At 70.0% G+C, this 22,236-nt stretch carries 14 protein-coding genes; 8 read left to right on the top strand and 6 right to left on the bottom strand.

The features are described 5' to 3' along the window. Both ABD810_RS32050 and ABD810_RS32045 read right to left on the bottom strand, forming a co-directional pair. On the bottom strand, positions 1-7,994 hold a 7,994-nt coding region (locus ABD810_RS32050), incomplete at its 3' end, for an amino acid adenylation domain-containing protein (RefSeq protein WP_344949306.1). 377 nt (positions 7,995-8,371) lie between these two features. Continuing rightward, positions 8,372-10,186, bottom strand: a complete 1,815-nt coding sequence (locus tag ABD810_RS32045; RefSeq protein ID WP_344949303.1) for an ATP-binding protein — start codon at positions 10,184-10,186, stop codon at positions 8,372-8,374. 567 nt (positions 10,187-10,753) lie between these two features. Here ABD810_RS32045 and ABD810_RS32040 point away from each other — a divergent pair. Next, a complete protein-coding gene (locus ABD810_RS32040) occupies positions 10,754-11,935 on the top strand; it encodes a zinc-dependent alcohol dehydrogenase (protein ID WP_344949300.1) in 1,182 nt (393 codons plus the stop codon). Between the two features lie 299 nt (positions 11,936-12,234). Here ABD810_RS32040 and ABD810_RS32035 read toward each other — a convergent pair whose 3' ends face one another. Next, complete coding sequence (locus ABD810_RS32035; RefSeq protein ID WP_344949297.1) at positions 12,235-12,951, bottom strand: hypothetical protein; 717 nt, start codon at positions 12,949-12,951, stop codon at positions 12,235-12,237. Between ABD810_RS32035 and ABD810_RS32030 the strand changes: the two genes are divergently transcribed. Both ABD810_RS32030 and ABD810_RS32025 read left to right on the top strand, forming a co-directional pair. After that, the gene (locus ABD810_RS32030) at positions 12,925-13,134 is read left to right on the top strand and encodes a CBS domain-containing protein (RefSeq protein WP_344949294.1); all 210 of its coding nucleotides are present in this window, start codon (positions 12,925-12,927) and stop codon (positions 13,132-13,134) included. The genes ABD810_RS32035 and ABD810_RS32030 overlap by 27 nt on opposite strands. A 214-nt stretch (positions 13,135-13,348) precedes the next feature. After that, a complete protein-coding gene (locus ABD810_RS32025) occupies positions 13,349-14,398 on the top strand; it encodes an alpha/beta hydrolase (protein ID WP_344949291.1) in 1,050 nt (349 codons plus the stop codon). A gap of 72 nt (positions 14,399-14,470) precedes the next feature. On the opposite strand, the gene ABD810_RS32020 is transcribed toward ABD810_RS32025, so the two are convergent. The 3 genes from ABD810_RS32020 to ABD810_RS32010 form a co-directional block, all read right to left on the bottom strand. Then, positions 14,471-14,773 (bottom strand): putative quinol monooxygenase, encoded by a 303-nt coding sequence (locus tag ABD810_RS32020; protein WP_344949288.1) that lies wholly within the window; start codon positions 14,771-14,773, stop codon positions 14,471-14,473. A gap of 118 nt (positions 14,774-14,891) precedes the next feature. Next, a complete protein-coding gene (locus tag ABD810_RS32015) occupies positions 14,892-15,647 on the bottom strand; it encodes a 4'-phosphopantetheinyl transferase family protein (protein ID WP_344949285.1) in 756 nt (251 codons plus the stop codon). Next, on the bottom strand, positions 15,644-16,468 hold the full coding sequence (locus ABD810_RS32010) for a metallophosphoesterase family protein (RefSeq protein ID WP_344949316.1): 825 nt from the start codon (positions 16,466-16,468) through the stop codon (positions 15,644-15,646). The genes ABD810_RS32015 and ABD810_RS32010 overlap by 4 nt, the downstream gene beginning before the upstream one ends. A gap of 134 nt (positions 16,469-16,602) precedes the next feature. Here ABD810_RS32010 and ABD810_RS32005 point away from each other — a divergent pair, with 134 nt between their 5' ends. From ABD810_RS32005 to ABD810_RS31985, 5 genes are all read left to right on the top strand, one after another. Beyond that, on the top strand, positions 16,603-18,246 hold the full coding sequence (locus tag ABD810_RS32005; RefSeq protein WP_344949283.1) for an ABC-F family ATP-binding cassette domain-containing protein: 1,644 nt from the start codon (positions 16,603-16,605) through the stop codon (positions 18,244-18,246). A gap of 297 nt (positions 18,247-18,543) precedes the next feature. Further along, a complete protein-coding gene (locus ABD810_RS32000) occupies positions 18,544-19,314 on the top strand; it encodes a hypothetical protein (protein ID WP_344949281.1) in 771 nt (256 codons plus the stop codon). After that, the gene (locus ABD810_RS31995) at positions 19,314-20,039 is read left to right on the top strand and encodes a hypothetical protein (RefSeq protein ID WP_344949278.1); all 726 of its coding nucleotides are present in this window, start codon (positions 19,314-19,316) and stop codon (positions 20,037-20,039) included. The genes ABD810_RS32000 and ABD810_RS31995 overlap by 1 nt, the downstream gene beginning before the upstream one ends. A 21-nt stretch (positions 20,040-20,060) precedes the next feature. After that, positions 20,061-21,401 (top strand): MFS transporter, encoded by a 1,341-nt coding sequence (locus ABD810_RS31990; protein ID WP_344949275.1) that lies wholly within the window; start codon positions 20,061-20,063, stop codon positions 21,399-21,401. Between the two features lie 36 nt (positions 21,402-21,437). Then, complete coding sequence (locus tag ABD810_RS31985; RefSeq protein ID WP_344949272.1) at positions 21,438-22,094, top strand: hypothetical protein; 657 nt, start codon at positions 21,438-21,440, stop codon at positions 22,092-22,094. Positions 22,095-22,236: the final 142 nt, after the last annotated feature.

Raw genomic sequence — 22,236 nt, 5'->3', positions numbered from 1 at the left:
GGACGTGCCGTGGCCCGCGCCTGCACCATCTGGTGCACCGGCACCGGCGGCACCTGCGCGGCCGTGTCGTTCCACGACGCCAGCAACCCACGCTCGACCTCGCCCAGCACGGAAACGTCCAGGTAGGCCGCGTCCGGATCGGCCACCATCGCCTCGAAGACGCGCAGGTGGTAATCCCGCAGCACGGCGATCTGGTCCTGGTCCAGCGCCCTGGCGTCGTACTCCAGTTCCAGGCGCAGGCCATCGGCGCCCGGCTCACGGCTGACGGCCACCACCAGGGGGAAGTGGGTCCGCGCCACGCCAGGCAGGTCGGCGCCGGGGTCGGCGACGGTCAGCGTTCCGTCTTCGGCCGGCCCGCCCAACTGGCGGAAGTGGTTGTAGACGAAGTTGACCTCGAACAGCGCGCCGCCACCGAGTTCGCGCTGCAGCGCCGACAACGGATACCGCCGATGCGGCAGCAGTTCACGCTCGGCCTCGAACACCGCGCGCGCCAGATCCCGCCAGGTGCCCTCGGGCAGCCGGAGCCGCAACGGCACCGAATTCAGGAACAGACCACGGACCTCCGTACCGTCGGCCTCCTCCAGACGGCCGTTGGCGGTCAGCCCCACCAGCACATCGGAATCACCGGTGACCACGCTCATCACCCGCAGGTGCGCCGCGAGCACGACCGCCTTGAACGGCACCCCCCATCGCTGGGCGAGCCCTTCCAGCCCTGTCACCAGCTCCTGCCGAGTCACGCTCGTCAGGGCGCCGTACCCGCTGTCCTGGTCGTGTTCGTGTCGCTCGCCTTCGAGGCGTTCGCCGATCCGCGGAAGCGATGTCCGGGCGGGCCGGCGCGGCAGCCGGTTGTCCGGCCGGTCGGCGAGCTGTTCCAGCCAGAACCGCCGGCTGTCCTCGGAGTGCAGCGCGGCCCGCTCGGCGGCGATGTAGTCGCCGTACGTGGACCGCAACGGCTCCACGGCCGGGTCCTCGCCCGTCAGCAACGCGCGGTACAGGGCGTTGATCTCCGTAAGTGTGGAGGCCAGGCTCCAGCCGTCGAAGATCGCGTGGTGCTCGGTCACCGTCCACTGGAAGGCGTCGCCGCCGACGATGTGAACGGCCATCCGGCACAGCGGCGCCCTCGCCAGGTCGAAGGTGTTCTGGTGCTCATACCGGACGTACTCCGCCAGCGCCGTCTGCTGCTTCTGGGCATCGGCGTCGCGCAGGTCCACGACCGTGAGCGGGATCTCGGCAGTGGGATGCACCAGTTGCATGGGCTCGCTGTAACCGCCCAGGTCGAACGAGGTACGCAGGATCGGATGCCGGTCCACCACCCGGGCCACCGCGTCCTGGAACCGTTCGGCGTCGAAGGATCCGGCGATCCGGAGGGTGTGCACGTTGTGGTAGGGACGGCGCTCGGGGTCGAGCTCCATCTCGTAGACCATGCCGACCTGGAGCTCGGCCATCGGGTAGGCGTCCACCAGGCCCTCGGGCAACCGCTCCCGCTCCTCGGCAGGCAGCAACGAGAACGGCTCGCGGGCCGGTCGCCGGTCCTCGTCGCCGGCGTGCCGCACCACGCCGGCCAGCTCGGCGAGGGTGGGGTGGCGGTGCTGATCCTGAAGGGTGAAGGCCAGCCCGGCGTCGCGGGCCTGGCCGAGCACCTGGATGCTGCGGATGGAGTCGCCGCCCAGGTCGAAGAAGTCGTCGTGGCGGCCCACCTGGTCCACGCCGAGAACGTGGCACCAGATACGGGCCAGTTGTTCCTCCACGCCCGGCAGCGGCGGGACCACGTCCGCCGACGAGGGGAGCTGGGCCTGCGGGGCGGGCAGCGCGGCGCGGTCCACCTTGGCGCGCGGCGTCAGCGGCAGCGCGTCCAGCAGGACGAACCATCGCGGCACCATGTACTGCGGTAACCGCTCGGCCAGCCACGTCCGCAGCACTCCGGGCGACACACCCTCACCGTCGGGCACCGCATAGGCCACCAGATCGGCATGCGCGGAGTCGCCCGTGCGGGCGACGACGACACACTCGCGCACCAGCGGATGAGCACGCAGCGCGGCCTCGACCTCGCCGAGTTCGACCCGGTAGCCGCGGATCTTGACCATGTGGTCGACCCGGCCGAGGAACTCCACCCGGCCGTCCACCGACCACATGCCGCGGTCTCCCGTCCGATACAGGCGGACGCCGGGCTGAGATGGATGCGGCAGGAACCGCCCACCCGTCGTGGCCGGATCGTTCAGATACCCTCGCGCCAGGCACGGACCCGACACGTACAACTCACCGGGAGTCCCGGCCGGGACCAGACGCCCGCTCTCGTCCAGCACCCACACCTGCGTGTTGACCAGCGGGTTGCCCAGCGGCAACGCACCGGCAGGCAGATTGTCACGCGTGTACACACCGCAGACCGAGAAGGTGGTGGTCTCGGTCGGTCCCCAGCAGTTGACCAGTTCCAGGTCCGGGCAGCGTTCCAGGATGTGGGCGGCGTGCCGGGGGGAGACGGTCTCGCTGCCGGTCAGGAACCGCCGCAGCCGGTCGAACAGCTGCGGTTCGTGATCCACCAGCAGCGCGAACAGCGACGCCGTCACGTGCAGCACACTCACCCGGTGCTCGTCCACCCACGCGGCGATGTCGGCCGGGGTGTAGGACACCGGCGGCGCCATCACCAGCCGCGCCCCCGCCACCAACGGCGCCCACACCTCGAACGTGGAGTTGTCGAACGGCAACGGAGCCAGCTGCAACAGGGTGTCGTCCTGGGTGAGCCGCAGGAACTCACCGCCATGCAGCAGCTCGGTGACGTTGCGGTGCAGGGTCACCACGCCCTTGGGACGGCCGGTGGACCCCGACGTGAAGATCACATAACAGCCGTTGTCCGGCCGTGCCAGGTTCGGCAGGTTCTCGGCATACGTGTCATCCTCCGCCGGAGCGATGGCGCCCACGTCCACGCACCGCCACGGGCCGTCGGGGATACGGCCGGTGGTCTCGCCCGCCGTCAGCACCAACGAGGCGTTGACCGCGGTGAGCATGTAGTGCAGGCGCTCGGCCGGGAAGTCGGCGTCCAGCGGGACGTACACCCCGCCCGCCTTCGCGATGGCCAGCAACGCGACGACCATCTCCACCGAACGCCGTACGCACATGCCCACGCACACATCCGGGCCGACTCCCGCGTCACGCAGGTGACGAGCCAGGTGATTGGCCAGGGCGTTCAGCTCCGCATATGTCACCGACGCGCCCCCGGACACCACCGCGACGGCATCCGGGCACGCGGCGGCACGCGCCTCCACCATCTGGTGCACCAGCGCCGACGGCACCTCCGCCGCCGTGTCGTTCCACGCCTCCAGCGACCCCAGCTCGGCCTCGCCCAGCACCGGCACGTCCCGGTAGGACGCGTCCGGGCCGGCCACCATCGCCTCGAAGACGCGCAGGTAGTAATCCCGCATCAGGGCGACCTGATCCTGCGCGAGGACATCGGTGTGGTAATCGAGGGCCAGCAGGAGGCGCGAGGAGTAGGGGTTGCGGATCACGCCGACGTTGAGGGGGAAGTTGGTGGGCTCGACGCGAGCGGTGCTGAAGCTGTCGATCTTGTTGTCGACGATCCGCATGCGGTCCGCGCCGAAGGCCTTCCCCAGCACGTGGAAGTGGTTGTAGACGAAGTTCACTTCGAACAGCGCGCCGCCGAGCCTGCGTTGCAGCGCCGACAGGGGGTATCGGCGATGCGGCAGCAGCTCACGCTCGTTCTCGAACACCGCCCGTACCAGATCCTGCCAGGTGCCTTCGGGCAGCCGGAGCCGGAACGGCACCGTGTTGAGGAACAGGCCACGGACCTCGGCGCCATCGGCCTCTTCCAGACGGCCGTTGGCGGTCAGCCCGACCAGCACGTCGGAGCTACCGGTGGCCAGGCTGATCACCCGCAGGTGCGCCGCGAGCACGACCGTCTTGAACGGCACCCCCCAGCGCCTGGCCAGGTGGTGGATCCCTTCACAGACCTCGGCGGGCAGCAGCGTCTCGATCGAGCCGTACCCCTCCGCCTCGTTGTGCTCGCGCCACTCGTCCTCCAGCACCTGGCCGGCGAGCAGCGCCGGACGATCCGCGGGCCACCGCGGCAGCCGGCAGTCGGGCCGGTCGGACAGCCGCTCCAGCCAGTAGTTCTCGCTGTCCTCGGACGGCAGCACCGCACGCTCGGCCGCGATGAAGTCCCGGTAGGACGACCGCAGCGGCACGAGGACCGGGTCCTCTCCCGCGAGCAGCCGCTGGTAGACCTCCGAGATCTCCGAGAGCGTGGAATGCAGGCTCCAGCCGTCGAAGATCGCGTGGTGCTCGGTCACGGTCCACTGGAAGGCGTCGTCGGCGAGCCGGTGGATGCCGAAGCGGAGCAGCAGGGGCCGCGAGTGGTCGAAGCGATGGCCGCGTTCGGCGTCGATGTACGCGGTGACGAAGGCGTCCTGCGCGTCCGGATCGATGCCGCGAAGGTCCTCGATGGTGAACGGCATCTCCGCGGTGGCGTGGACGAGCTGCAACGGCTCGCTGTAGCCGCTCAGGTCGAAGGAGGTGCGCAGGATCGGGTGCCGCTCCACCACCCGGGCCACAGCGTCCCGGAACTTCGTCTCGTCGAAGGGCCCGGCGATCCGCAGGCTGTCGACGTTGTGGTACGGCCGCCGGTCGGGGTCCAGCTCCATCTCGTAGACCATGCCGATCTGGAGCTCGGCCATCGGATAGGCGTCCACCAGGCCCTCGGGCAGCCGTTCCCGATCGCGGGACGACACCAGCGAGAACGGGTCCCTGTCCTGGTCGGCCGCCTCCTCCGCGTCCGCCTTGGCGACACCGGCCAGGTCCGCCAGGACAGGATGCCGGAACAGGTCCTGAAGGGTGAAGGTGAATCCGGCCTTACGGGCCTGGCCCAGGATCTGGATGCTGCGGATCGAATCGCCGCCGAGGTCGAAGAAGTTGTCGTGGCGGCCGACCTGGTCCACCTCCAGCACCCGGCTCCAGATGGCGGCCAGCGACGCCTCGTCTCCGGGTAACGGGGCGACGTATCGCTGCGTCAGTTCCGGCCGCTCACTGGAGGGTTCCGGCAGCGCGCGCCGGTCCACCTTCCCCTGTGGCGTCAGCGGGAGCACGTCCAGGAACACGAACCACCGCGGCACCATGTAGTCGGGCAGCCGTGCCGACAGCCAGGCCCGCAGCTCGCCGGCCGGAACGTCAACGCCATGGGAGACGATGTAGGCGGCGAGATCGGTGTGCCCGTCGGCGCCGCGGTGGGGGGCGACCACTGTTTCGAGGATCGCCGCGTGCGTTTGGAGGGTGGCCTCGATCTCCCCGAGCTCGATCCGGTGACCGCGGACCTTGACCTGGGCGTCGGCACGGCCGAGATACTCGAGGTCGCCCGCGGCGGTCCACCGGGCCACGTCACCGGTGCGGTACAACCGGCCCCCGGGCCGGCCGCTCAGGTGGTCGGGAACGAACCGCTCGGCCGTCAGCCCGGCCCGCCCGACATATCCCCGCGTAACCCCCGCGCCCCCGACGTACACCTCACCGGCCACGCCCACGGGACACGGCCGGTCGTGCTTGTCCAGAACGTACACCCGCAGATCCGGCAGCGGGCGGCCGATACGGCTCACCGCGCCGCCGAGGTGACGGTCGGCCAGTTCGAGGTAGGTGACGTGCACCGTCGTCTCGGTGATCCCGTACATGTTCACCAGCAGCGGGGCCTGATGGCCGTGCCGGGCCGCCCACCGCCGCACCGACGGCTGGTGCAGCGCCTCGCCGCCGAAGACCACCGCGCGGAGGGCGAGCGGTGCCGCCGCCTGCTCGTCGACGGTCTCGAACTGCCGGAATGCCGAGGGGGTCTGGCTCAGCACCGTCACCGACTCGCGGCTCACCAGTTCGTAGAACGCCTCGGCGTCGCGGCTCACCGCGTGCGGGACCACGACCAGGCGGCCACCCGTGCTGAGCGCGCCCCACATCTCCCAGACCGAGAAGTCGAAGGCGACGCTATGGAACAGCGTCCACACATCGCCGCGGCCCACGGCCAGGCCGGCGGCACCGGTCGCCTCGAACAGCCGGGTCACGTTCCGATGCGTGACCAGGGTTCCCTTGGGCCGGCCTGTCGACCCCGACGTGAAGATCACATAGCAACCGTTGTCCGGGCCCACCGGATCCGCGGGGTCGTCGCGGCGGCCGTCCTGCGGCACGTCGTCCAGATCGAGCTTCCGCCAGGTCCCGTCCGGAACCAGCCCACCGGTGTCTCCGGTGACCAGGACGAGGCGGGCGCCGACGTCTCGCAGCATGAATTCCATGCGCTCGGCGGGAAAGTCGACCTCCAGCGGAACATAGACACCCCCGGCCTTCATGACCCCGAGAGTGGCGACGACCGTCTCCTTCGACCGGTCGACGCACACCGCCACGGGCACTTCGGGACCCACCCCGAGGTCCCGCAGGTAGTGGGCCAGCACGTTCGCCCGCGAGTTCAGCTCGCCGTACGACAGCCGCTCCTGGTCGCAGACCACCGCCACCGCGTCCGGCGCCAGGGCCGCCTGCTCGGCGACCGATCCGTGAATCGTTCCAGCGGGGAGGTCGGCGTCCTCACCGGCCAGGGAGACGACCAGCGCGCGCTCGTCCGGGGACATCAGCCCCAGGTGGCTCACCGGGACGTCGGGCGTGGCGATGGCCTGCCGCAACAGCGTCTGCCAGTGGTCGGCCAGTACGCGGATCGTGGACAGGTCGTACAGGTCGGTGGCGTACTCGACCTCCAGGCGCAGGCCGTCGGGGCGGCGGTGGACCGACCAGGTGAGGTCGAACTTGGCGGTGCCGGTGGGCACCATGTAACGCTCCACCGTCAGGCCGTCGCCCAAGGCCTGGGGCGGCTCTTCCTCATGAAGGGCGAAGACCACCTGGACGATGGGGTTGTGGGAGAGAGAGCGGTCAGGGTGCAGGCGGTTCACCGCGAGATCGAACGGCACCTTGCTGCGGGAGAGGGCGTTCAGGACGCCACCGCGCGCGCGGGAGACGAGCTCGCGGAAGCTGGGGTCGTCCTCGAGGCCGGTGCGCAGGACCAGGAGGTCGACGAACATGCCGACGATCTCGTCGAGCGCGGCGCGGTCACGTCCGGCCACCGGCGAGCCCAGCACGATGTCGTCACCGCCTGAATGCCTGGCCGCGAGGGCCGTGAACGCGGCGAGCAGCACCATGTAGAGGCTCGCGCCCTCACGCGCGGCGAACTCCTCAAGCTCGCGCGCCGGCACGCCGGACAGCGCGAACTCGACGGTCTCGCCGCGATGGCTCAGTTCGGCCGGACGCGGATGGCCGGTGCCGAGGTCCAGCAGCGCGGGAGCCGAACGCAGCGTTTCCCGCCAGTCCGCGAGCCCCTTCTCCACCCAGGGCTCGGCCAGCCTTTCGCGCTGCCACAGCGCGTAGTCGGCGTACTGGAGGGGCGGCGGGCCGGCCTCCTGCGCACCGTGGCGGTACGCCTCCAGGAACTGGCGCTGGAAGACGTCCAGCGACCATCCGTCGCACGCGATGTGATGCCACGTCAGGTGCAGCCAGTGCTCGTCCTCGGACAGACGGTAGAGGGCCGCCCGCACCATCGGCCCGGCGGACAGGTCGAAGGGCCGCCGGGCGTCCGCGCGGATCAGCTCCTCGGCCCGGGCCCGGCACTCGGTGATCTCCCCAGCGGAGAGGTCGACGAACGGGCAGGCCAGCTCGCGATCGTCGAGCAGCCGCTGCCGGGGTTCCCCGCCCTCGTCCTCGAACACCGTGAACACGACGTCGTGACGGGCGGCGACGGACACCAAGGCGGCGACGAGCCGATCGGCGAGCAGCGGACCCGAGAAGCGCAGGGTCACCGGCACGTTGTAGGCAGGGCTGTCCCCGAGCCAGCGATCCAGGAACCACAGCCGCTGCTGGCCGTAGGAGAGCGGTCCGCGATCTTCCGGCCGTGCGAGCGGTTCCCTCGCGGGGGTGCCCCGCCGCGCAGAATGCGTTCTCGCCGAGTAGTCATCAGATACACGAACAATGTCCACGATCAAGCCCTCTCGCTCGTCGAGGGCCGTGGCATACCGCCGGCCTCGCCGCGACTGTTGCCGACGCGCGGTGGCGCGTCCGTGACGCCGCGACCTGTGTGCATTGGACGGGCCCCCTCACTCGCAAGATCGGACCAGCACTATGGCAAAGACGATTGCACCGGCGTTGCATCGCTTGACGAAGCACGGTGGTCCCGGCGTGCCCGAGCGGTCCGCCCGTTGTTTCACGGGTAAAGGCACGATCAGACCGGTCATGACGCTGATCGATAAAGCGCGGTGGCCGGCGATCAATAGGCGGTCGCGTTGCAACGCTCCTGCAACGCCTTTTGGCAAACTCCCTCTGCGCTTTTCTTTCAGGCGAGCGCTGTCATGAGCCCTTAAGTCCAATCCGAAGATCGGCGTATAGGCTGACACCGGTTCGTCCGGTCGCTGAGCAGTTCCGACGCGCGCCGCTGGTGAATTCGCCGCGTCGGTTCGGGAGTCGTCGCATGCAGTGCCTGCCGTATGAGCTCGTTGGCGAAGGCGTACCGCCGGCCGGATACCACGAGCAGGCGAGCGGCGAGCGCCTGCTCGCAGTGGTACGCGACCTCGTTCGGGGTGCGATCGACCAGCGCGGCGAGCACCAGCGGGTCGAACGCCGAGCCGAGTACCGCCGCGGCACGGAGCAGCCTCTCGATCTGATCGCCCACCCGCCGCACTCTGCGGAGAACCGCCAGCCGCAGCGATTCGGGGACCCCCGAATCGTCGGTGTCCTGACCTCGTAGGGTCTCGACGACGGACAACGTGTGCCCGCGAGTCCGCTGGAAGATCTCCGCGGCCAGCTCGTCCTTCCCGGTGGCGGCCGCCAGTTTGGTCACGGCGGCCGGCGGCAGCGCTTCCAGGTCGAGCCGTTGCGCCACGCCATCGAGCGACTGATAGACCTCCTCGCTCGCCTCCGAGCGAATCGTGGCGATGCACAGCAGCCGCGCGGGGGCGGCCCGGCGAGCCAGGTAGTGCACAAGCTCGACCGTCGCGTCCCCGGCGTTGTGCAGGTCATCGAGCAGCAACAGGACCGGTGCCTGTGCCGCGAGGCCACGCAGGAAGGCGGTGACGGCCTGGTAGACGCGGCTTCGCCCGAACTCCGCCGGGTCGCGCTCATCCGGCGGCGACCCCAGCGCCCGCGCCATCTCGGGCACCAGCGTGGCGATCACGAACGCCTGCTCGCCGGCCACCTCCCGCAGCACGGGCAGGGCGAGCCGGGTGACGTGCGGTGACAGCGCGTCGACGAAAGGCTGGAGGAACAACGAGCGCTCCGCCTCGTAGCATTCCGCCTGGAGGACGGTGCCTCCGGTCGAGGAGACATGCCACGCCGCCTCGGCGGCGAGCCGGGACTTTCCGATGCCCGACTCCCCGGTCACCACGAGCACGACAGGCCGCCCCGCCGTCGCCGCCGACCAGGCGTGGGCGACGTGCGCCATCTCGGCATCGCGGCCGACCAGCATCGACCGGCTCGCCGGTACGGGCGCGCGGAGAGCATTCGAGTCCGGCGTGGACATCGGCAGGCGCTCGCGCAGAATCGCCAGGTGCAGATCGCGCGTCTCAGGCGCGGGGTCGGTGCCCAACTCGTTCACGAGGGCGTCACGCAGCCGTGCGTACAGCAGCAACGCCCGAGCCGGCTCGCCTGCGGCGGCGTGCGCCCTCATGAGCAGGCGGTATGCCGCCTCGTCGAACCGGTCGGCCAGCACGGCCGCCTCGGCGACCCGCCGGGCGACCGCCGGTTCCGCGCTCTGGAGCGCCGCGGCCGCCGCCGCATGGCGCGCGCGCCGAACCAGGTCGGAGACCTCTCGCCACGCGACCTCCGCCCAATACGCGTGGGGCTCTCCTTCCAGCGCCGACCCGCTGTTGAGAAACTCGAGCGCCCGGGACGCGGCGACTCCGGCCACAGTCGGCTCGTCCGCCGCCAGGCGCCCCTCGGCCTCGGCGACCAGCGCGGCGGCCTCGTCGACGTCCACTCGCACCGCCGGCGCCGTGCCTAGCCGGTAGCCGTCGCGCCCGCCCGTGATGGCGTGGTGTCCGAGAACCCTGCGCAGCCTGCTCACCAAGGTCGCGACGTTGTTCGCCGGCCGCTTCGGCGCATGCCCCTCCCAGAGGACCTCCTCGATCCGGTGGATCGGTACGACGCGCCCGCGTTCCACGGTGAGCAGCGCGAGCAACGTGCGGGCTTTACCGCTTATCGCTCTCCCTACGAGTTGCGTACCATCGCGTTCGACAGAGAACCTTCCCGCAAGCCGGATAATCACCTCCGTGTGCGGGCTGGTGGCAGCCTCGCGTAGGTCCTCCCTAAGGCCGGCACCCCTCACTAATCCTCTGTTATTCGGCTGACACAAATCTCGGATTGAGCCGCGGAGAACGGTCTCTGAAGGATCACGGACGACCATTACGGCCATTCCCGTCCTGCCCAGCCACCACGATTTCGGCCACCCTATTCCCCTACAACACGACCCACTGCATTTGGCTGTTTCATCCGAATCTGTCCAGACTTCACCGTGATGTCAAACCAAACTGTGATTCGTATGGGTCACCCCTGGCGTATCACTTCGGGGAGGAGGTTTTCGTAAGCCGTTGCGGGGATCGGTATATGCCAGGTTGAGAGGGGTAGCGGTGGCGTACGAACCGACATCTCCGGCTCGCACGAGCCGTCAGGGCGCGCCTGAGCCTCATCACCGGGCGGTGGTGAGCGGGCGTCCCGGCTGAAGCCGCCACCCACCTGGAAGGTAGTCATGAAGGCCGTCACCTGGCACGGTAAGCGCGACGTACGGGTCGAGGAGGTCCCCGACCCGGCGATCAAGGAACCGACGGACGCGATCGTCAAGATCACCTCGACCGGCATATGCGGCTCCGACCTGCACCTGTACGAGGTCATGGGGCCCTTCATGGGCGAGGGCGACGTCCTCGGCCACGAGCCCATGGGCATCGTGCAGGAGGTCGGCGCCGAGGTCACCCACATCGTCCCCGGCGACCGGGTCGTCATCCCGTTCAACATCACCTGTGGCCACTGCCACATGTGCGACCTGAAGCTGTACGCCCAGTGCGAGACCACCCAGGTCCGTGAGCAGGGCACCGGCGCCGCGCTGTTCGGCTACACCAAGCTCTACGGCGAGGTCCCGGGCGGCCAGGCCGAGTACCTGCGCGTTCCGCAGGCGCACTTCGGGCCGATCAAGGTGCCGCAGGGCCCGCCGGACGAGCGGTTCGTCTACCTGTCCGACGTGCTGCCGACGGCCTGGCAGGCCGTCGCCTACGCCGACCTCCCCGAGGGCGGGAGCGTCACGGTCTTCGGCCTCGGCCCGATCGGCCAGATGTCGGCCCGCGTGGCCAAGCACCTGGGCCACCGGGTGATCGCGGTGGACGGGGTGGCCGAACGCCTCGCCATGGCCCGCCGCCACGGCATCGAGGTCATCGACGCCCGCGAGGCCGGGGACGTGCCGGAGGCCGTCCGCGAGCTGACCGGCGGGCGCGGGACCGACTCGGTCATCGACGCCGTCGGCATGGAAGCCCACGGCTCACCGATGGCCAAGCTCGCCCACACCGCCACCGGGCTGCTCCCCGACATGCTGGCGGCTCCGCTCATGAAGAACGCGGGCGTGGACCGGCTGGCCGCGCTCAACCAGGCCATCGACACCGTCCGCCGCGGGGGCACGATCTCGATCACGGGCGTCTACGGCGGCATGGCCGACCCGCTGCCCATGATGCGCATGTTCGACAAGGGCATCACCCTGCGCATGGGTCAGGCCCACGTCAAGCGCTGGATCGACGATCTGATGCCACTCGTGAGCGACGACACCGACCCGCTCGGCGTGATGGACCTGGCCACCCACCGCCTGCCGCTGGACCAGGCGCCACACGCGTACGAGATCTTCCAGAAGAAGCGCGACGGCGCCATCAAGATTCTGCTCAACCCATGACGTGCGGGAACAGGGAAGGCGGACGACGCTTCTCGCGACGGTGGACATGAGCGCGGTCATGGCCACCGGCGACAAGGCGGGGCCGGAACCCGGCCGCGCCCGGCGGTGATGGCCGCGGGGCACGTGGTCTACGGCACCACTTTGGTCATGGCGCTGAACCGGCCGCGGCCGAAGGAACGGCCCGCGTCCCCCCGTGACGCGGTGGGGCGCAGGCCGCTGGTTCCCTGAATCGATCTCGGCCTCGGTGGTACGGCTCGCGTGGCGGGCCGTACCACCTGTGGCGTCGTGTGGTGCTGTGCCTACTCGGCGGCGCGAAGCTTGGGGACGGGGTGCGGGCCTTCGGTCTCCAGCCGGTACTCCCGGCCGGACTTGCTGCGGTTGTCGTCGATGACGATCTCGCTCGGTGGCTTCTCGCCGCCGTGGATCTGCTCCTGGAGGCGTTCGAACCGCTCGTGCATGTCCTGTACGTACCCGGTTCCGATGGTGGTGAAGTCGATCTGCGTCTCCAGCAGCTCGCGCAGGTAGGCCTTGTTGGGCTCGAAGGTGACCGGCTTGGGCAGCTGCGGGGCCAGGACCTGCTCGGGGTCACGGCCGTCGTGCCGGCGGAACAGGTCGGCCGCGATGCGCAGGTGCTCCAGCTCCATGTTCAGGTGCAGCTCCCAGATCGCCTTGATCCTGGGGTCGGACTCGGTCTCCATGAACGAGTGGTACAGGTAGCACTCGTTGTACTCGTGGGTGACCAGCTGCTCCCACCAGGTCTCCCCGGGGTCGACCAGCGACTCGTAGTGGGTGACGTGCTCCTCCTCGATCAGTCCGATCTCCTGGTACAGCTGGCGGGCGATCGGCTCCATGTAGGTGGGGCCGACGTTCATGTAGAAGTTCATGGTCTGCTGCTCGGCCGCCATGATGGTCAGCGCGTGCAGCCGCGACAGCGGGTCGACGGTGTTCTTGTCGTAGGGATCGCGCACGTTGTCGATGGGGTGGCGGTGATGCAGCAGGGTCGGGCGGCCCGGCATGACCTCGGTGAGTCCGTCGACGACGCCACGGAGATCCTGCGGACCATGGCCTCGCACAAGATCCGCCGGCTCCCGGTCATCGACGGGCACAAGCTCGTCGGGATGGTGGCGCTGGCCGATGTGGCCCGCTCGCTGCCCGACGCCCCGGTCGGTGACCTGCTCGACGCGCTCACCGCCGACTAGCGCACCTTCGCGGAGAGCTCCGGCCGGTCATCCGGCCGGGGGTTCGGCCTCCCCGGAACCTGGGTGACCTTTGCATGGGCATGCTCGGTCTGCTCGTGGCCCGCCGCCGATGGGCCCGTATCCTGCTCCGCTGACAGGTGCGCTCGACGCCCGGCCGGGGAGGCGGAACGCCGGGGATCGTGATACGGATGTGGAGGCCGAAGGAGGAGTACCGATGCTGCCTTGGCAGGCTGACCTGTCCGGACGAATCGACGAGCACGTCTTCGAGAGCGAGTTGCTGCGCGCGAACCCATTGGGGGACCCGCACCGGCGACCCCTGTGGGTGTACGTGCCCCCCGGATACGACGACCACCCCGACCGGCGTTACCCGTCCATCTACGTCATCCAGGGTTACACCGGTCATGTGGCCATGTGGCGGAACCGCACGCCCTACCGCCAGCCGTTCCCCGAGACCGCCGACCAGGTCTTCGCCCGCGAGGAGGCGCCGCCGGCGATCGTCGTCTACGTCGACGCGTGGACGGCCTACGGCGGCAGCCAGTTCGTCGACTCGCCCGGCACCGGTGACTACCACTCCTACCTCTGTGACGAGATCGTGCCGTGGGTCGACGACCGCTATCGCACCCTCGCCGATCGCGACCACCGCGCGATCACGGGCAAGTCCAGCGGTGGATTCGGCGCGATGATCACCCCGATGCTCCGTCCCGACCTGTTCGGCGCGTTCGCCACCCACGCCGGTGACACCCTCTACGAATACTGCTACCTGCCCGAGTTCGCCCATGCCGTCCGCCATCTCCGCTCGTTCGACGGAGACATCCACCGGTGGTGGAAGGAGTTCCAGGCCCGCACCGCCTTCACCGAGGAGGCGGACGCCGTGCTGCTGTCCGTTCTCGGCTGCTCCGCGGCCTTCTCCGCCCAGCCGGACGGCACTCCGGAGCTACCGTTCGATCCCCACACCGGAGTGCTCAGGGACCAGGTGTGGCAGCGCTGGCTCGACTGGGACCCTGTCCGCATGGTGCCGGGGCATGCCGAGGCGATGCGGTCGATGCGCGCCATCTGGATCGACGCGGGCAGGCGGGACGAGTTCTACCTCGACCTCGGCGCCCAGGCCTTCCACGGGGCGCTCCTCGACCACGGAGTGCGGGACGACGTCGTGCGGTTCGAGCTGTTCGAGGCCGGGCACGGCGCCATCGACTATCGCTACCCGCTCTCCCTCGCCTGGCTGTCCGAGCGCATCCAGCCCGCCCCGACCGGCTCGGGCGCCTGACACCGCACCGTGGCCCTCCGAGCGGGTCGCCGCCGCGCCCTGGGTCGAGGGCCCGCGGCGCGCCCGCTCTGGTCAGGTGGGGATCTTGGCGGCGAGGACGTCGACTCGCTCGACGGTCGGCGGCCGGGTGAAGAGCTCGTCGGCTCTCTCCCTCAGGGCCGTCGCCACCTTGCCGGACAGGTGGGCCCGCCGCCCGGTGTCCTCGGTGAACGCGTCGAAGATGCCGTAGGTCGCGCAGTTGATCCGCAGTGCGAACCACGTGGCCGTGTCCGACTCGTCCTCTATCAGGCCCAGCCCGTCCAGGAGGAAGTTCTCTATCTCCCGCTCCTTGCCTGGGCGGGCATGGAGGCGTACCAGAACGCCAACGGTTACCATCGGTGATCCTCCCTTCCGCTCATCCGGGATCTGGAGGCCATCTTTGATCCTTACCCGAGCGTAAATACCGACGAACGCCCATAAATGGGAAGTTACGCTGCCTTGGTAGGAAGCGGGCTCACCGGGGGAACGACGAGTCCTGGTCGTCACCCGGGATCGGCCGGGGCATTCCCGAGACGCCGCGGGCCGCGGACGCGCGGGCGCGGGCCAAGGTGGCCGGTGAGGGGACGACGATGGCGGTGAGGATCAGGCCGTCCCTGACCAGCCAGCGCCCCGTGAACCCCTTCACCTCCGAGCCGTTCACCTGAGGGCCGGACACGAGGAGCCGCGCCGAGAAGGTGCCACGCTCGTAGTCGATCGTCACGTCGGCGTCCTCGAAGTCGAGCCATCGCTCGGCCAGCGGGAACCACGCCTTGTAGACCGACTCCTTGGCGCTGAAGAGCAGCCGTTCCCAGCACACGGTCCCGTTCCGGCGTGCGAGCGCGCGGAGATGATCACGCTCCCGGGACAAGGAGATCACCTCGAGGATGCCCGGGCTCAGGACGTCGTTCGGCTCGGCGTCGATGCCGACCGTGGTGACGTGCGACGACCTGCCCAGCACGGCGCCGCGGTAGCCCTTGCAGTGGGTGATGCTGCCGACGACGCCGCTCGGCCATCGGGGCTCTCCGCGCACGCCGGGGAGCACCGGCGCGGGAGGCAGGCCCAACTGGCTCATGGCACGCCGGGCGCACAGCCGCGCGGTGGCGAACTCCTTGCGCCGCTTCTCGACCGCCTGGGCGACGATCTTCTCCTCCTCCGGGAACAGCATGGCGTCCGGCGGGTCATCGAAACGGTCGGCCGAGACCACGCACGACGGGAGGATGCGCTCGATCACGAGGGGGGCTCGTCCGGGAAGACGCGCCTGATCGCCTGCGTGCCGTCGAGCCCGTACGCACGGCGCTCGCGCGGGTAGCCCAGGGACACCTCTTCGAAGCGGATGCCGTCGTACCAGGTGGTGCGGGGGATGTGCAGGTGGCCGTACACCACCGTCGCCGCGTTGTAGCGCAGGTGCCAGTCGGCCGTCTCGACCGTGCCGCACCACTGCGCGAACTGCGGGTGACGCAGGATGTCGGTGGGCTGGCGCACCAACGGGAAGTGGTTGACCAGGACGGTCGGGATGGCGGGATCACGGGTCTGGAGGTGCCGTTCGGTCTCGCGCAGCCGTGCCCGGCACCAGGCGTCACGACTGGGATAGGGATCGGGATGGAGCATGAACTCGTCGGTGCACACGACGCCGGCTTCGTACGCCCACGCGAGCGCCTCTTCCTTGGTCGTGTTCGGCGGCCGGAAGCTGTAGTCGTACAGGACGAAAAGGGGCGCGATGGTGACCGGCCCTCCGTGCCCCGTCCATACGGCGTAGGGATCCTCCGGGGTGAGCACGCCGATGCGCCGGCACATCTCGACCAGGTGGCGGTAACGCTCTTCACCGCGCAGTTGCAGGGGATCGTCTTTCGGAGTCCACAGCTCGTGGTTGCCCGGCGTCCACACGACCGTGGCGAACCGCTCCTTGAGCAGGGTCAGCGCCCACTCGATATCGGCGGCGAACTCTCCGACGTCACCCGCGATCAGCAGCCAGTCGCCGTCGGACTCGGGCCGGAGCTTCTCGACGATCTGGCGGTTGTCGGGGTAGGCGACGTGGAGGTCGCTGATCGCCATGAGCCTGCCGCTGGCCCCGCCACCGATCGTCACATGGCGATCGTAACCAAGTCACTGTCGGACGGGGAACACGCGGCGGGGACGGCCGGCGGGTGATTGTGTGCTGTCGTGCCAGGGCCGGATAGCGTTTGGGCATGACCGCCACCATCGTCGCCAAGGATCTCGCCGCCGGACACGGTGACCGGGCGCTGTTCTCCGGGCTGGACCTCGTCGTCGCGCCGGAGGACGTGATCGGCCTGGTCGGGGTCAACGGCGCGGGCAAGTCGACGCTGCTGCGGATCCTCGCGGGCCTGGCCGCGCCGGAGCACGGAAGCGTGCAGCTCAGCCCGCCCACGGCGGTCGTCGGATACCTTCCCCAGGAGCCCGAGCGCAGGCCGGGGGAGACGGTGGCCGCCTTCCTCGCCCGGCGCACGGGCGTGGCGGACGCCCAGCGCGATCTGGACGCCGCGACCGAAGGCCTGGTCGAAGGCCGTCCGGGGGCCGATGACGCCTACTCCCTGGGCCTGGAGCGCTGGCTCGCCCTCGGTGGTGCCGATCTGGACGAGCGGGCGGAGGAGGTCGCCGCGGACCTCGGCCTGGGCGTCGGCCTCCACCAGCCGATGACGGCGCTGTCCGGCGGGCAGGCCGCCCGGGCCGGCATGGCGTCCTTGCTGCTCAGCCGCTACGACGTCTTCCTGCTCGACGAGCCGACCAACGATCTCGACCTCGACGGCCTCGACCGGCTGGAGCGTTTCGTCACCGGCCTGCGGGCCGGCACGGTGGTGGTGAGCCACGACCGCGAGTTCCTGGCCAGGACCGTCACCAAGGTGGTGGAGCTCGACCTGGTTCAGCAGCTGGTGCAGGTGTACGGCGGCGGCTACGAGGCCTATCTGACCGAGCGCGAGGTCGCCCGCCGTCACGCCCGCGCCGAGTACGAGGAGTACGCCGACACGCGGGCCTCGCTCCAGGCACGGGCGGGGATGCAGCGGGCCTGGATGGAAAAGGGCGTGAAGAACGCCCGCCGCAAGGCCACCGACAACGACAAGATCGGCCGCAAGTTCCGCAGCGAGGCGAGCGAGAAGCAGGCGGCGAAGGCACGCCAGACCGAGCGCATGATCGAGCGGCTCGACGTGGTGGAGGAGCCCCGCAAGGAGTGGGAGCTGCGGATGGAGATCGCCGCGGCCCCCCGCGCCGGAGCGGTCGTCGCGACGATGCGCGGCGCGGTGGTCAGGCGGGGCGCGTTCACCCTGGGCCCGGTCGACCTGGAGATCGGCTGGGCCGAGCGGGTGGCGATCACCGGGGCCAACGGATCGGGCAAGTCGACGCTGCTCGCGGCGCTCCTCGGCCGGGTGCCGCTGGACGAGGGGCACGCCGCGCTCGGTCCGGGCGTGGTGGTGGGCGAGGTCGACCAGGCCCGCGGGTCGTTCCTGGGCGACGAGCCCCTGCTCGACGCGTTCGGCGCCGCCGTGCCCGATCTCCCGCCCGCGGACGTGCGCACGCTGCTGGCGAAGTTCGCGTTGCGGGCCGCCCACGTTCTGCGGCCCGCCGCCACCCTGTCGCCCGGCGAGCGCACCCGGGCCGCCCTCGCGCTGCTCCAGGCCCGCGGGGTGAACCTCCTGGTGCTGGACGAGCCCACCAACCACCTCGACCTGACGGCGATCGAGCAACTGGAGTCGGCGCTGGCGTCCTATCCCGGCACGCTTCTCCTGGTCACGCACGACCGGCGGATGCTGAAGGCCGTGCACACCGCACGCCACCTCCAGGTCGACGGCGGCAAGGTCCGCGAGACCGCCCCCTAACGCCACGTCGCGCCGGGGCGGGTCCGCTCGCGAGGGTTTTGGAGCGGTCCACGCATACGTGGGGACCGACCCGATCACACTCATGAAGTTTTGCCGTCATTACGGCCATGGGCGGCATTAAGTACGTGTATTTAGCTGGTTACAGTAAGTTTTACGATCTTAGGTGACCTCGGAACGTATAGCATGCCAAGAACGTTCTATAGCCGAGACATTTACTCACCTAAAGGTGGCTGTACGGCGAGGTGCGCCCGCCCCGTCGCTCTCTCCGTACAGCGGCAGGAAAGAGCGGGTGGCTACGTGCACAAGGCGCGAAACCCCGGGCTGCCGGGCCCGTTGTCGCGAACGGTCCGGTTCGTGTGGGCGGCTCACGTAGGACGCAAGGACGGGCGACTCGGCGTTCCCTACGATCACTTCGCGGCAGAGGCCATGGAATCCGGCGGCCGGCAGTGGACCAGGTTCATCGGCACCGTCGCCGCGGGCAGCGCCGGCCGAAGGGCCCACGTCATGAAGTCGTTCATCCAGAACACCAGGGACGAGGAAGGCGCGCTGCTGGTGGCGGCCGGCCGGGTCAACGACCTCACCCGCCTCCTGCGGGACGCCGAACCGGCCCGCGCCGCCGCGCCACCGGCGGGCGACTCCACGTTCCCCCTGTCCGTGGCCGACGTCGGCGCGGCCAGGCGCGAAAAGGCCGCCGCCGGCAGGCGGAACGCCATCGCCGGCGAGCTCGACACGGCGAGACGGGTCCTGGCCGAGAAGCTCTCCGTCTACGAGGCGGCCGTGCGCCGGCTCCGTACCGACATGACCGAGGTGGCGTGGTGGGCGAATCATGTGGTCGCGCACTACCACCAGGCTCTCGACCGCGCCTACCTGGCGCGTAAGAAGCGTGAGGGCCAGACGAACGTCAGGCTGCCCCGCTGGGAGCCTTCCAGGATCGAGCCCGACAAGTCGGAGGAGCAGCTGGTGCTGTCCGGTGACCTCCTCAGCCTGCTTCCCCCGAAGATCCGTGAAGTCGTGGAGGAGGCGCTGCGGCACCTCGCCGAGCCCGCCGGTGAAGGAGGGGTCGCCTGATGTCGCGGATCCTGATCGCGGTGGCCGCGTTGCTGGCCTGCACCGCCTGTCTCGCGGCCGGATGCACCGGGGCGCCGCCGAAGCCGGTCCGCTCGTGCGGCCTGGTGGTCGACGCCACCTCGTTCAGCCGCAACACCGATGTGCCGCAGAAGCTCAAGGCGGCGGTCCCCAAGTTCCTGGGTGGTTGCGACCGTGTCGCCTTCGGGGTCATCAGCGGCGCCATCGGCGCCTCCGACTGCCGCCACGAGCCGATGGGCCTGGTCGCAGGGCCAGAGGACAACGCGCAGGACAACCCCACCAGGGCCGGCCAGATCAACCTGCAGCGCAAGGTCTCCGCCGTGAAGACGATGAACGACCTGCTCGCCTGCGCGCTGGGGGAGAAGGCCACCCGGAACGGTTCCGATGTCATCGGCGCGCTGATCGGCACCGCGCGCCAGGCCGGCGCGCTCGACGGCTCCGCGAAACTCCTGGTGATCAGCGACATGGCCCACAGGACCAAGGAGCTCAACCTGTACACGGCGGAGATCGGCTCTCCCGCCGAACGCCTCGCGATCATCTCCGGCCTCCAGCAGGCGAACCGGCTCCCCCAGCTGAGCGGCGTCCATGTCACGATCATCGGTTTCGGTATCGGGGTGACCCCCGAGGCCGTACGCCAGCAGCAGATCAGGGACTTCTGGGACCTGCTGTTCCAGAAGTCCGGCGCGTTACCCGTGACCTACCTCTAGGCCTCCGGAAGGAGAGAGCACATGGGCCAGAACCAGCGGCGCGCGCTCTGGTGGCGGATCAAGCCCTACCTCAGCGAGGGCGGGCGGCCGGACGCGGTGGACATCGAGCTGGAGCTCGAGGAGGACCCCTACGGAGGCCCCGTCCCCGGAGGGCGGATGTCCGACAAGGAGCTGGCCAAGCTCCGCGACGAGGCGCGTGACAACGGATATCGCGACGGCCGGTCCGGGATGTACGACGAGTGGAGCCTGTCGACGGGGAGCAGGCCGCCCTACCTGATGACGCTGGAGGCCAAGCGGGAGGAGGCCCTGGCCGAGGAGCGGGTGCGTTCGCTGCGCGATCTGCAGCGCCTCGAAGAGCGCATCGCCGTGACGACGCAGGACCTGAAGAAGTGCGAGGAGCAGTACCGCCGTACGGAGCACGAGATCGAGCGGCTGGCGGAGCAGGAGCAGGAGATCCAGGAGCTCCTCAGCGGCAACCGGCCGAAAGCAGGGGCGAACCAGGACAGCCCACCTGGGGGGCACCCGGACGGCACGAGGCGGGAGGGGGCCGCCCCAGGCGGGGCCACGGTGCCCGATCACCCCGGTTACCGGTGGGCCGAGCCCACCCGCGGCCTCAAGCGCCGGCTGCTCGCCGGCGTGGCGCGGGTGGCGGTGATGGCCTTGTTCGCCGCGGTGGAGCTGCCGATCCAGTACGCCACGTTCCTCTACTTCGGTGAGAGCCCGATGATGACCTGGGCCTTCGTCATCGGCACCGCCGGCGCGATGCTCGTGGCCCCGCACCTGGCCGGGGGATGGACCAAGCGGATGCGCATGGAGGGCTGGCGCTCGCCGCTGCTGCCCGGCACGCTCGTCGTCCTGCTCGGCTGGCTGGCCGGGGTGTGGCTGCTCGCCTTCCTGCGCACGGCCGTGCTGTTCGTGCCCACCGTCGACTCGGTCACCCTCGAACCGGTCAGGTCGACGATCGACGCGCTTGATCTCGGCCGTGCGCCGGTGACCGTGCTGTTCGCCGCGCTGCTCACGCTCAGCGGGGTGGTGACCTTCACCTACGGCTACCTCGGCGAGAACCCGTACGCGGCGAGGCTCGCGGACATCCAGCGGGAACGCAGGAAGCTCGAGAAGGTCCTCGCGGCCCTGGAGGGGCGCAGGCACCGCGACGACTACCTGGTGAGCCTCGCCGAGACGCGGAAGCAGCGTCATGCCGAGCGCTGGCAGGCGTGGATCGCCGCGCGGGGAAAGCCGTACGAAGTGTGCGCCGCGGTCTACCTGCAGGCGGTCGCCGACGCCATGAGGAACCCGGCCTTCACCGAGTCGGCGAGCCAGTGGCTACGTGACCACGCCGCCCAGAAGCAGCCCGCGGGCTAGCGACGCGACCTCGACCAGCACCAATTGGAGCGTTCCGTGGACGGTGTCCGCGTGTCCCTGGCCGGCCTGGGGTTCGGCCTGATCGTCGCGGGATGCCTCGGCACCCCCCTCGTCCTCGCGAAGGCCTTCCCGCTCGAGCAGCTCACGCCCGGCCAGCGCATGGGGATGATCGTCATCGGTCTCCTCACCGTGCTCCTCATGCTCGGGAGCAGGAGCCTGTTCCGTCCCCTGCGCCTGCGTACCCTGACCGCCCTGCTGTTCAGCACCCTGGTGGGAACCGTGGTGGTCTTCGTGGCGGGCACTCTGGTGTTCCCCGCGCTCCTCGGGCCGGTCCGACCTCGGCCCGCTCCGAGGGGCGGGGAGTGGAAGGGTTTCCTGGAGTACCCGGAATCCGGCCGGCACGACGTGTACGTGCGCATCGATGCCCTCGACCACGCGCACGTGGTGTCCGGCCGGCTGGTCATCCGGCTCGGCAACGGCAAGTGCGTCTTCCTGCTCAGGGATTCGGAGATCACGCCGGGGGCCGCCATGTCGATGGACTCCGGGGACCGCTCGCCCGGAGACGAGGTCTGCGAGCCGGAGAACGGGGCCGAACTGCGCATGGAGGCGTCCGGCCGCCCCCGCGCGATGAAGCTCGCCGTGGTCCGGCGCGAGGAGATCGTCGCCGTCGGGGAGGTGACCCGGATCCCCTGACCGGCTTCACCGGGTCCGGTGGCGGTTCTCGGTCGTGCCCGGTTCGTTCCTCCGATGGTGAACCGCCCGCCGTCCTGGCCCGTACCTGCTGGTGCGAACAGCCGTGGCCGGTCCGTGGATCACGCATGGGCCGCCGAGACGG

Source organism: Sphaerisporangium flaviroseum (assembly GCF_039537005.1).
In the GTDB taxonomy this organism is placed as follows: Bacteria; Actinomycetota; Actinomycetes; order Streptosporangiales; family Streptosporangiaceae; genus Sphaerisporangium; species Sphaerisporangium flaviroseum.
The sequence above is the reverse complement of the archived record's forward strand: the minus strand, read 5'-3'. Positions and strand labels throughout refer to the sequence as shown.